Origin of the sequence: Shewanella hanedai (genome assembly GCF_007197645.1) — a bacterium.
Taxonomy (GTDB): Bacteria; Pseudomonadota; Gammaproteobacteria; order Enterobacterales; family Shewanellaceae; genus Shewanella; species Shewanella hanedai.
The window spans coordinates 31,232-43,420 of the sequence record NZ_VKGK01000014.1 but is presented as its reverse complement, the minus strand read 5'-3'; the positions used below and the strand labels follow the sequence as shown (position 1 = coordinate 43,420).

11 protein-coding genes are annotated in these 12,189 nt (G+C 45.1%); 8 read left to right on the top strand and 3 right to left on the bottom strand.

Annotation, left to right across the window (positions count from 1 at the left end; translation table 11 throughout):
- Nucleotides 1-45 precede the first annotated feature (45 nt).
- From thiC to FN961_RS12570, 8 genes are all read left to right on the top strand, one after another.
- Nucleotides 46-2,004: a phosphomethylpyrimidine synthase ThiC gene (thiC, locus tag FN961_RS12605; protein ID WP_144040532.1), complete on the top strand. Its 1,959-nt coding sequence runs from the start codon at nt 46-48 to the stop codon at nt 2,002-2,004.
- Nucleotides 2,005-2,007: 3 nt separating this feature from the next.
- The gene (gene thiE, locus FN961_RS12600) at nt 2,008-3,597 is read left to right on the top strand and encodes a thiamine phosphate synthase (protein WP_144040531.1); all 1,590 of its coding nucleotides are present in this window, start codon (nt 2,008-2,010) and stop codon (nt 3,595-3,597) included.
- Nucleotides 3,584-4,387: a HesA/MoeB/ThiF family protein gene (locus FN961_RS12595; RefSeq protein ID WP_144040530.1), complete on the top strand. Its 804-nt coding sequence runs from the start codon at nt 3,584-3,586 to the stop codon at nt 4,385-4,387. The genes thiE and FN961_RS12595 overlap by 14 nt, the downstream gene beginning before the upstream one ends.
- Entirely contained in the window at nt 4,374-4,625 is a 252-nt protein-coding gene (gene thiS, locus FN961_RS12590) for a sulfur carrier protein ThiS (protein ID WP_229814697.1), read from the top strand. Before FN961_RS12595 ends, thiS begins: the two co-directional genes overlap by 14 nt.
- Nucleotide 4,626: 1 nt before the next feature.
- Nucleotides 4,627-5,391 carry a thiazole synthase gene (locus FN961_RS12585; protein WP_144040529.1) on the top strand — a complete coding sequence of 255 codons (765 nt, stop codon included), beginning with the start codon at nt 4,627-4,629 and terminating at the stop codon, nt 5,389-5,391.
- A 39-nt stretch (nt 5,392-5,430) separates the two neighbouring features.
- Nucleotides 5,431-6,540, top strand: coding sequence for a 2-iminoacetate synthase ThiH (gene thiH / locus FN961_RS12580; protein WP_144040528.1), 1,110 nt, complete (start codon nt 5,431-5,433; stop codon nt 6,538-6,540).
- Between the two features lie 229 nt (nt 6,541-6,769).
- Entirely contained in the window at nt 6,770-7,045 is a 276-nt protein-coding gene (locus FN961_RS12575) for a flagellar basal body rod C-terminal domain-containing protein (protein WP_144040527.1), read from the top strand.
- A gap of 5 nt (nt 7,046-7,050) precedes the next feature.
- Entirely contained in the window at nt 7,051-8,307 is a 1,257-nt protein-coding gene (locus tag FN961_RS12570; RefSeq protein WP_144040526.1) for a putative metalloprotease CJM1_0395 family protein, read from the top strand.
- 152 nt (nt 8,308-8,459) lie between these two features.
- Here FN961_RS12570 and FN961_RS12565 read toward each other — a convergent pair whose 3' ends face one another.
- From FN961_RS12565 to FN961_RS12555, 3 genes are read right to left on the bottom strand one after another with little or no spacing between them, the layout of a single operon-like run.
- Nucleotides 8,460-9,575, bottom strand: coding sequence for a DUF3541 domain-containing protein (locus FN961_RS12565; protein WP_144040525.1), 1,116 nt, complete (start codon nt 9,573-9,575; stop codon nt 8,460-8,462).
- Nucleotides 9,529-11,262: a M2 family metallopeptidase gene (locus tag FN961_RS12560; RefSeq protein WP_229814696.1), complete on the bottom strand. Its 1,734-nt coding sequence runs from the start codon at nt 11,260-11,262 to the stop codon at nt 9,529-9,531. Before FN961_RS12560 ends, FN961_RS12565 begins: the two co-directional genes overlap by 47 nt.
- Nucleotides 11,225-12,187, bottom strand: coding sequence for an alpha-L-glutamate ligase-like protein (locus FN961_RS12555; RefSeq protein WP_144040524.1), 963 nt, complete (start codon nt 12,185-12,187; stop codon nt 11,225-11,227). Before FN961_RS12555 ends, FN961_RS12560 begins: the two co-directional genes overlap by 38 nt.
- Nucleotides 12,188-12,189: the final 2 nt, after the last annotated feature.

The window sequence follows — 12,189 nt, the reverse complement described above, 5'->3', positions numbered from 1 at the left end:
ATCTCCTGGCAAGCAACTTCATTTCTTTTTAAAGTGAGATTGCTTATGTCAAATCGTCGTGAAACCCGAGCTCAAGCTCAACAGTTTATTGATACGTTGAAACCTCTTCAACATCCTAATTCAGAAAAAATATACCTGATCGGTAGTCGTGAAGACTTGCGTGTTGGCATGCGTCAAATCTTACAGTCCGATACTATGGTTGGCGGCACTGAATCTGATCCAATTTTAGAACCTAATGCCCCGTTAAAAGTGTATGACTGTGCTGGCGCTTACTCAGACCCTGACGCTGAAATTAATGTGCGTAAAGGCTTGGTTAAATTCAGAGAGAGCTGGATTGAGGAGCGAGGAGATACCGTACAACTCAAGGGTGTGAGCTCCGGTTTTACACAACAACGTCTAGCCGATGATGGGCTGGATCATCTTAGGTTCGACTCCCTACTTCCTCCAAGGAAAGCCCAAGCTGGCAAGTGTGTGACTCAACTTCACTACGCAAGGCAGGGGATCATTACACCTGAGATGGAATACATCGCCATCCGCGAGAATATGGAGCAAAGTGGCATCACTGATGCTGTCCTGAGGCAAAAAGCCAAAGGGGAGAGTTTCGGCGCGTCCATAGACCAAGTGATCACTCCTGAGTTTGTACGCCAAGAGATTGCCCGTGGTCGTGCCATTATCCCATTGAACATTAATCATCCAGAAGCTGAGCCTATGATTATAGGGCGTAATTTTTTGGTGAAGGTAAATGCCAATATTGGTAATTCCGCCGTGACCTCTTCGATTGAGGAGGAGGTTGAAAAGCTTGTTTGGTCAACGCGTTGGGGAGCAGATACCGTGATGGATCTCTCTACCGGACGTTATATTCACGAAACTCGAGAATGGATCATTCGTAACTCACCAGTGCCTATTGGAACCGTGCCTATCTATCAGGCTTTGGAGAAGGTTAATGGTGTGGCAGAAGATCTAACATGGGAGGTATTTAGAGACACCTTAGTAGAACAAGCTGAGCAAGGTGTAGATTATTTCACCATACATGCTGGAGTGCTGCTTCGGTATGTGCCAATGACGGCCAAGCGAGTGACGGGCATTGTGTCTCGTGGTGGTTCTATTATGGCCAAGTGGTGCTTGTCTCACCACACTGAAAACTTCCTCTATGAACATTTTAAAGAGATCTGCGAACTGTGTGCTGCCTATGATGTTTCGCTTTCACTGGGGGATGGAATGCGCCCTGGCTCGATCGCAGATGCTAATGATGAAGCGCAATTTAGTGAGTTAGAAACCTTAGGCGAGTTGGTGAAAATCGCTTGGGAGTATGATGTTCAAACCATTATTGAAGGACCTGGTCACATCCCTATGAACCTTATCAAGGAGAATATGGATAAGCAGCTTGAGATTTGTGATGAGGCACCATTTTATACTCTAGGTCCACAAACCACGGATATAGCACCGGGTTATGATCATTTTACATCGGGGATCGGTGCTGCAATGATCGCTTGGTATGGTTGCGCCATGCTCTGTTACGTGACCCCAAAAGAGCATCTTGGTTTACCGAATAAAGAAGATGTTAAACAGGGATTAATCACCTACAAAATAGCCGCACATGCTGGTGATGTGGCTAAAGGACATCCAACGGCGCAGATCCGCGATAATGCGCTGTCTAAGTCGAGATTTGAGTTTCGTTGGGAAGATCAATATAACTTAGGACTCGACCCTGAAACGGCTCGTGCTTATCACGACGAGTCTTTACCACAAGAATCGGCCAAAGTTGCGCATTTCTGCTCCATGTGTGGTCCTAAGTTTTGCTCGATGAAGATAAGCCAAGAGGTGCGTGAATACGCGGCAGCGCAAGAGATTAAGCTGCAATCAAATGCCAGTTATAAAGCGAAGAATGCCACGGATATTCAGGCGGGAATGGATCAGATGTCGGCAGAATTTAAAGCGAAAGGGGCTGAGCTTTACCATGAAGCAAGCCCTGCCAATGCCGATTTAGCCGACGCTGAGGTTTAAGCCATGACGGTTTCAATGCTAAAGCCCTTAGCAACCAAACCAGTGGTGTGGACCATTGCAGGTTCTGATAGTGGTGGTGGAGCGGGCGTTCAGGCTGACTTGTTAACCATACAAGATTTGGACTGTCATCCCTGCTGTGTGCTGACGTGTTTAACGGCGCAATCTTCGGTGACGGTCAGTTTGGTTGAAGCAGTCTCTGTAGAGATGTTTAGCGCACAGCTGAATACGCTATTGCAAGATTTGCCGCCGGCGGCGATCAAAATTGGTCTTTTAGCCAACCAAAGTCAGATCCTTCTCCTTGCTAACTGGCTTAAGAATGAGCTTTGCAGCTATCAGAAGGGTTGTGACGTGCAGGTGAGCATCATCTTGGATCCCGTGATGTTTGCCACTTGTGGCGATGCGCTAAATCCTAGATTAGATTTTTCACCCTTTGATGGTTTGTTAACCTTAATTACGCCCAATATTGCAGAGCTAGCGGCGCTGGTGGACAAGAATGATGTTAATTCAGCAGCGAGATTGGTCGATCAAGCCGCGTGTTTACAAGCAGCCCAAAGCTTATCCAAGCAGCTGAACTGCAACGTGTTAGCCAAAGGAGGGGATCTCGGTCCAACTTGGCTTGCTGAATGTTCACAAGATATTTTTGTCTGTCGTGATGCACAAGGGAGTTCACCATTGCATCAAGGACGAAGCTTCCTGCTATCGGGTTCGCGTGTTGCGAGCAAAAACACCCATGGCAGTGGCTGCACGCTAAGCTCAGCAATCGCGAGCGTGATGGCTCAAGGTTACGTGCTGCACGATGCCATTGTTGTGGCTAAAGCTTATGTTACAGCCGGAATTGCTGCTAGCTATCAGGTTGGCTGCGGTGCAGGTCCGCTAGCACGCACGGGCTGGCCGTCAGATCTGAGGCTTTATCCTAAGATCACCACGTTAGATTCAGGCCCCTCATTACCTGAAGGTATCGAGTTTCACTCAATTGATGAGTCTTTGGGTCTATATCCCGTGGTGGACACTGTCGCTTTACTGCAGAGTTTACTCGAAGCTGGGGCGAAGACGATCCAATTGCGGATCAAAGAAGGAACAACACAATATATAGAGCAACAGATAGATGCTGCGGTTCAGCTAGGTCGTGATTATAAAGCCAAGTTGTTTATCAACGATCATTGGGAGTTTGCACTTAAACACGGCGCATATGGCATACACCTTGGACAAGAAGATCTCAACAGGGCTGATCTTGTCAAGATAGCCGAGAGCGGCACGGCTTTGGGCGTGTCGAGTCACAGCTATTTCGAGTTACTGCTGGCTCATCAAATGACTCCTTCCTATATTGCTTTGGGACATATCTTTCCCACCACGACGAAGGAGATGCCATCAGCCCCCCAAGGTTTAGATAAGTTGACGCATTATGTCGCGTTATTGGGTGAACATTATCCTTTAGTGGCCATCGGTGGAATCGAGGCTTCTAATCTTGAAGCGGTGAAGCAAACTCAAGTCCATGATGTTGCAGTGGTGAGAGCGGTGACTCAAGCTGAAAATCCAGCCAAGGCCTATAAAAGGCTTAGCGAGTTATGGGAGGCATGTGATGCCGCTCAGTGATGATGAGTTTATGCGCTATTCAAGGCAAATTTTATTGCCTGAGGTTGGTGAACTAGGTCAATCAGCACTGAAGAAAGCAAAGGTGCTGATTGTTGGTGTTGGCGGATTAGGGCAGCTGGCAGCGCAATATCTGGCAGCTGCTGGGGTGGGGCAATTAACCTTAGTTGATGATGATCGCGTTGAAAGATCTAACTTACCTAGACAACTGTTATTTGATGATAAGGATATTGGTGAGTATAAATCGTCGCGTGCCCGTGACAAGTTAATGCAGCGTTACCCGAATAGTGAGATCAATGGGATCATAAAGCGGCTATCACTCGACAATGCCAGTGGCATCATCGAGTGGGCTGACATCGTGCTAGATTGCAGTGATAACTTAGTGACTCGCCATCATGTTAACCAAACATGTGTCAGTTTTCCTACCCCGTTAGTGACCGCATCAGTGGCGCACTTTTCAGGATTTTTGTTTGCAGTGGATCTGAAACAAGCCCCCGATGCAGGTTGTTATGCCTGTTTATTTCCGCAAGATTCTATCGTGACGAAAAGCTGCAGCACAGCCGGTGTGTTGGGGCCAATGGTAGGGACTCTGGCATCAATACAAACCTTAATGGTAATCAACCTTTTACTTGGTGTCGGGAAGGTGTGTGGCAAGTTACTTAGGTTCAATGGATTAGAATTCAAGTGGCGCGAAGCAAGTCTGAGCAGAAATCCTAAGTGTCCAGTGTGTGCAGGTGTTATTAACCCTTTACTTTTAGATGCTCAAAAAGAGGTGTGTCATGCAGAGTATTAACAGGGGAGATGAGGTGATGGAAAATGACGATCTGATGATAGAACTGCTGATGAATGATAAGGCACTCGTTATCCCGAAGGGGATGAGTTTAGCGGGATTAGTTACCAAACAGCAGATAGAGCCTAAATCAGTGGCCTTGGTGTGTAATGGTGAAATAGTCCCTAGAGCTCATTGGCAAGAAAGGGTGTGTGAAGATGCGGATGAAATTGAGATTTTTTCAGTGGTAGCAGGAGGCTAGTATGCTAAAAATTGCGGATCACGAGTTCCAATCAAGATTATTTACTGGCACAGGTAAATTCTCATCTTCTGCCTCTATGCTCGCGGCGATTCGAGCGACGGAGTCAGAATTAGTGACCATGGCGATGAAACGTCTAGACTTTAAAACGGGTCTCGATGATATTTTATCTCCTCTGTTACAAAGTGGGATCAAGCTGCTACCGAACACTGCGGGGGCGAGAAATGCAAAAGAGGCCATCTTTGTGGCTGAACTTGCCCGAGAAGTGTTAAACACCTCTTGGATAAAACTGGAGATACACCCGGATCCAAAATACCTGATGCCCGATCCGATAGAGACGTTAGAAGCGGCTAGAATCCTTTGTGAAAAAGGCTACATCGTATTGCCCTATGTGCATGCCGATCCTGTGTTTTGCCGTCGATTAGAAGAGGTGGGTTGTGCGGCCGTGATGCCTTTAGGCAGTCCTATTGGCTCTAATCAGGGACTGATCACCGAGCCATTTTTAAAGATCATTATCGAACAGGCTAACATTCCTGTGATTGTGGATGCAGGCATTGGAGCCCCTTCCCAAGCGTTAAGGGCCATGGAGCTTGGCGCTGATGCTGTATTAGTTAATACGGCGATCGCAAGTAGCTTAAATCCTATCGCCATGGGACGCTGTTTTGCTCAAGCAGTGCAAACGGGGAGGGATGCTTATCTTGCGGGGTTAGGCCAAATTAGCCTGCAAGCAAGTAATACCAGCCCATTGACGGGGTTTTTAAATGATTAACCTAAGTCGGTATTATTTGTATGAAATGGAGGGGGAGAAATGAGTTTCCTCTCCTATCTACAAGGACTCTCTCGGGAGAAATTGAGCTTAAGGCTGTATTCATGCACAAGTAAAGAGGTAGAAAAGGCGTTACAGAGCCCACAAGGTTCTCTAGAGAGTTTATTGGCTCTCTTGTCTCCGGCGGCCGAACCTTACCTTGAACAGATGGCTCAAGCTTCGACTTTACTCACGCGGCAGCGATTCGGCGCCAATATTGGCATGTATCTGCCACTGTACCTGTCTAATTTGTGTGCCAATGAATGTGATTACTGCGGGTTTAGCATGAGTAACCGTATCAAGCGCAAGACCTTAAACTTGGATGAGTTAAACGCTGAGATGTCGGTCATTAAGTCGATGAGCTATGACTCCATTTTACTGGTGTCTGGTGAACATGAAACCAAAGTGGGCATCGATTATTTCAGCTCGGTCTTACCCAGTGTTAAAGCGAGCTTTAGTTATGTGGCTATAGAGGTTCAGCCGCTCAAAGAGACTGAGTATTCACAACTCGTCGGGCTTGGGCTTGATGCGGTGATGATCTATCAAGAAACGTACAATCCGCAGACTTATGCAAAGCATCACACTCGGGGCAATAAAAAAGACTTTGCATATAGACTCGAAACACCGGAGCGAGTCGCAAGGGCTGGGGTGGATAAAATCGGTTTGGGAGTGCTGCTTGGTTTAGATGATTGGCGTTTAGATGCGCTGTTATTGGGACACCACCTTGAGTATCTAGAATCACACTTCTGGCGAACACGTTACAGCGTGTCCTTGCCTAGACTGCGACCATGTACTGGAGGAATAGCGCCAAAGGTTGAACTAACAGATAAAGGCTTGGTGCAACTCATCTGTGCGTTCAGACTGTTTAATCATCAACTTGAGATCAGCCTTTCAACCCGAGAGTCCGCTGAATTACGAGATAACCTACTTGGACTTGGAGTGACGCAATTGAGCGCGGGAAGTTCGACACAACCAGGTGGTTACTTAGCACCCGATACTCAATTAGATCAGTTTGAGATTAGTGATGAGCGGACACCTAATGAGGTATGCGCTGCGATGAAAGCGAGAGGGTTTAATCCTGTTTGGAAAGATTGGGAATCAGCTTGGGTTTGAACTTGCTAATCTTGAGTGAATGCTAGTGGTGCACAATGCTAAGGAGGTTGTGCATTAACCTTAAGGCATATTAAATTCCACCGAATCAGGGATTTCCAATTGGCTTGGTATATAACTGTACTTCTGAATAGATGTGGTCAATAATTAAGCTTGAAACCTAAAGTGTTTCCGAGCTTACTGTTAGAGCTAATATTTAGTTTTTATTTGAAGCTTTTTTGGAGTCAATGTTATGCAAATACCACCCAGTTATTCATCCGGTCAAGCCGGTTTGCAGAGTGCTCAGTCAGGCTTAACACAAGCCACTGTCGACGTAGCCGCACCAACTGCAGCACCGAGTCGGCCAAATCCAAGTGCTGAGTCTAGTGAAGCAAGACCCGTTGAGAATGTTGATAAAACCGAAGCCTTGGTATCAGCAGTTGAAGCGCAAAATCAAGGTGAAGCTTCTGCTGAAGTGTTAGAAACCTCATCTGAGACTGTAGGTACTATTATCAACATTGAGGTCTAATCTCAATGTTAGACGTTAATTTGTCGTCAGGTCTAGCGGGGGGGAGGGATCGCCTTTCACCCACAAATCGAACGTCTTCAATTTTATCTACCTCATCTTCACCAGCCGTTTCAGTGCCACCACCATCGACTTCCGCACTGGTGCAAGCCAAATCCGCTTCTCTTCATGTTGATGCCGTCAATATACCGAGTGTTCCAACTCTCTTAACATCTGATGTTGGGGCGGAATTTACAGCAGTGACACCGTCTACTTCTAATGTAAACTTTAGTTTAACTCAAGGTGCGCTTTCAATAACGGGCTTAGTGAATTCAAAGACTGCGGTGACGCAACCTGATACTGAAACAACCGTTGCTGCAAATGAAGCGTTAGTGGGTTCATTGAATCAAGCTAATACCAATCCCTTTGACAATAGCAGTGTTGTTGCCAATGATGTTCGGCCAAACTTTTCACCTGTTGAAAATTCATCTGCAATAGATGAGCAGAACCCCTTTTCAGGTGAGGGTGACAAGGTAGATGGCGACACTAAGCCTATTTTTGCTCCCGTTGCGGGCAAACCCGATAACAGCGCCTCAACAAGTGATAGAGCTGATAGCGTAGAAGCAGATAAAGCCAAAGCTATTGCCGTTGAACAGCAGGTGCTTGCACAGCTTGCAAAAAGAGATGCTGAAGTGCGATCTCATGAACAGGCCCATGCGAGTGTTGGAGGAAGCTTTGCTCAGAGTCCTCAATTGAGTTATGAGCAGGGAAGTGACGGGCGTCGATATGCTGTTGATGGTGAAGTATCAATTGATATCTCAGCAGTACCGGGCAATCCATTAGCGACAGTCAATAAAATGAGGCAAGTTTACGCGGCTGCAATGGCGCCATCGGATCCATCAATGGCGGATATCCGGGTGGCAGCAGAGGCGATGCGAATACTCAATATGGCTAAGGCTGACTTGGCAGATGAAAGATTACAAAATGCTCCATCAATAGAGGAGATGGCGCCTTTACTTGGTGCAGAATCGGCCATTGAAGGTATTCCGGCTTTTGAACCTATTAATGCGAATATAGCCGGAGAAGTGAGCGAAGATGGCGATATCACTGTATCGCAAACAGAAGAGGAAAACCCTGTCGCTGACACGATTGAGAGAATTAATAGTCAGTTGGCATCACAGGCTCGCACTTTGGAATCGGCCTCGACAGGTTATTCAAGTGACACGGTATCAGAACGATACCTCCCGGGGTCAAAAACGACAAGCTCGTTTAGTTTTTCAGTGTAAACTCCAAGCCATTTCTTACCTTACTAACCTTACCTAGATCACCCGTTGGCAAAATGTTCCCAAACAGGTTAACAGTATCTGGTTAGCCATTAATTGATAGGCTAACCAGATTCACATTCATTAGTATAAAGATTTTCGCGCTCAGCGAAGGGTTAGTCTTTTACATCTAGGTCCTTAATATCAACCAGCTTAGGTAAGTACTTCTTAGTGGCGTCAATCTTATGGAAATACGGGCCTTGGTGTAACTGCTTTGGCCAGTCTAGTAGCATCATAGCCAGTACATTTCTATGCTCTCCCATCACCATGTCAGGATTGCCCATTGGCGAGAGGATAAACTGCTCTTGGGGATCGAAGGCTTTCACAATATGGGCTTGCGTAAGTGATACCACTTCATTGTCTGACTTACCGGCCAAATGGAAGCTTATTCCTACCTCTGCAATAATATCATCGGTGGCATCTTTCAGTATGCGGTCAATGTTATTTTCGAAATAGGTTAATATCCAAGCAAACTCTTTCGCATCCACTTCATGTTGATAATATTCGCTGGCGGCAAAGATAAAGTGTGTCATGCCGTAGAGCTTATTTCTAAACTGTTTTTTGGTGAGTTTATTGTCTTTTTCATTTGGGTATACGTCGATAAAAGCTTGCTTGTACGATGCTAAATAATCACCAACGCCTAGCTGCTTGGCCCAGTATACATAGTTAATGAGTTGAGCAGCCCAAGATTTAATCATTGCCTTATCTGTTAACCCGGCCTCTAAATTGGCCTGTTTTAACGTTTTGATAAGCTTATCATTACAAGGGCCTGTTAATCCAAATTCATTAATGCGACTTGAGAAGCGAAGTAAAACGTCTGTGTAAAACAGAAACTCAGGAAACGGTTTAAGGGCTTTCTTACGTGCCTTTGCTCTTGGGCCTTTACCCAAGATTGAAATCGCTTTTTTGGCTTCTGAATCGATAAAGCCGGGTATATCGAGCTGACATGCATAAAAGGCCTGAGAATCCGTCACGGCATAGAGATCGACTAGTGCGGCATTTGCGTATTTATCGTCGCCTGTCATACGATATTGTCTAATACCGTAATGCCCTTGAACTCTAGGAGGTAGCTCAAATAGGTGATCTTCTAAATTACTTTTTATCCCATCATAGACTTGCTGATGTGTCAGCGGAGCAACGTTTACATTGTTATTTACTGATATTGTGGCTGCATGTGTGGTGAAACTAAAGAGTGCAAGAGAGACTAAACTTGTCTTCAACATTGGATGCATCTTGTATCCTTTTAATGAGTGAAATGGGGTCGATGGATTGATTTAATAAGGTGGTTAATCTCTGTTCAAGACTAAGTGAATCTTCATTGATTAATAAAAGCTCGAATACACTCTGCTGATCTGGACAACCACGAGTAGATTGATAAATTAAGAGGGCGAGTTCTTCTTGCCAAATATCTTGGTAATAAAGTGGCCCTAGGTCTGTGATGGCCAGAAAACTATAAGGGTGATTCTCTGGTTCATCCCACGGTTGGCCGAATGACTTAGTGAACTCTACAGTGAGGTTTTTGTACAGTTTAGACTCGCGATTACGATAGAAGTCCAATGCGACTTTGGCGCGAAATACTTTCAGTTGAGTTGAGTATTTCACAATCTTATCTTCCCTACTTTCAGGCTGTTTAGGCTCTAATACACCTTCAGACAGAAAATATTCCAGCCAATGACTGCCCAGTTGTGCAGTGTCATTGGTTTCACCTAAGGTATTGACGAGATAGTAATGACTGGTGCCTGATAATTGTGATAAAGCGTTAGCCATGGCTGATACTAAGTCGTGTTTGTCCCAGTAGGTCGTCAGCAGGGGCTTAGTGTTGAGCTGAACTTGTCCAAACTGAAATCCTTGCACGGGGACTCTTAACCTTTGGGCTCGTGTGCGTTCACCGACATTGAAATACATGTCACCTAAAAGTCTACCATTGTGCCAGACTCTGTGAATATGCTCGGTGACAATTTCAAATGTAAAACCAAGCTCATTAGCTCTGCTGTAGAGAAGCTGGATAAAGGCACTGGAGGTAGTTTGTTTCACTGGACTTTTAACGGCTGCTGCCAGTTCTCTTCCAATCTCCCATGGTGATGTGTTTATCGCTTTTGTTTCTGCATTGAGAAATAATGCGACTAATTGCGCCGAAGAAAGAAACTGATTCGATAATGCAAAATCACTGTGATCAGCAAAGCCTGCTTGAGCTGCAATCTCCTGCTTAATATTGGCGATTCTCATGAGGGCTTGGCTATTTTTATCTTTTGCGCGTCCCTGATAGGCTTGCCAAACAAGTTGTTGGCAATGAACGTCATTTTGCCGTATCAAATAAGATGCGATAGATAAGTGAAAGTTGGCATCTTTACCGTTTTCTTGATTTTTGTTGTTGGGTAAAACGCAATCTGCACTATCGAAATTTAGGGTTAAATTTTGACTTCTTAATCCCTGTTTGACGTTTGCTTGAGCCGTATAGAGCTGTGATTTTACTTTTTGGCTGGTTCTATCTTTTATTAATGTGTTTATCCTAATACTTAACTGCTGTAACTCAGCCTCTTTGCTCTCTTTTAGTGAGAAAGCCAGTTTCTGAACTATCACCGAATTTAGCGTTTCACTCATCATATCTGAGAGGCGCAGCTGGCATTGCAGCAGGTTTTCCCGATGTGACGGGGACACATTGAAACTTCGATAGTATTGAAGACGATCCTTAATATTAAAGAGGCCTAATAGGGCTTTTTCTAATGTATAACTTTGGAGTAATGCGTCAGCGTCATCATTGGTGTCATGTTGATGAAAATCCCTTTGGGCAAGGGGGGGGGTCAATTGCAAACATTGATTAATGAGTATAGGGATAGGAGAAACGGCAGCATAAGCTGCCGTACTGATGCAGATAAAAAGACTAGAGCTTAGCGTTATGGCTAAAATGCTTTTTAGCATATTCTACTCTTTCATTGACTGTCATATTGTGGTTGCCTAATGAATCAACATGATTTAAATAGGGTAAAATACCACGTCCATTGGCGATCTGAATGGCTAAACCTGGTCTTGCATTAAGTTCAAGCAGAAGCGGTCCCTTAACTTTATCCAGTACCATATCAGTACCTAGGTAACCCATCTCAGACATCTCATAGGCTTTTGACGCTGTATTTAACAGAAAATCCCATTGAGGTACCTGAATATCAATCAGTTTTTTATTGGTATCAGGGTGAAGATCAACTGGCGTATCAAATTGAACCGCGTGTAAGCCTTTTCCGGTACCAATGTCTACGCCAACCCCGACAGCACCTTGGTGCAAGTTAGCTTTGCCATCAGAAGCTGCCGTTGATAGTCGTAGCATTCCCATGACAGGGAAGCCTTTGTAGACAATTAAGCGAATATCAGGAACGCCTTCGTAGGAGTAACCATCGAATACAGGATCAAACTGAATTAGCCCCTCTACGATGGCGACATCTGGTGAGCCACCTAATGAGAAGAGACCACTTAAGACGTTCGAAACATGACGATAGATCTCACTGTGGCTAACCTCTTGCCCATTGGGTTTGAAGTAACGTCCAGCTTCAACCTTGGTTATCACCAAAATGCCTTTACCGCCAGAGCCCTTTGAAGGTTTGATGACGAAGCCAATTTCGTTATTGACCATCGCAGGGATAGATTCAATCTCATGCTGCTCACGAACAACACCAATGAGTGCAGGTACCGCGATATTGTTGGCAATAGCAAGTTGCTTAGTCGTTAATTTATCATCCACACGCTTATAAAATTTACGGGGATTATAACGACCAATATAGTCAATATTACGTTTGTTCATGCCCAATACACCGTTGTTATGCAACGATGATGGCCAAGCGAATTTAAGTCTCATGA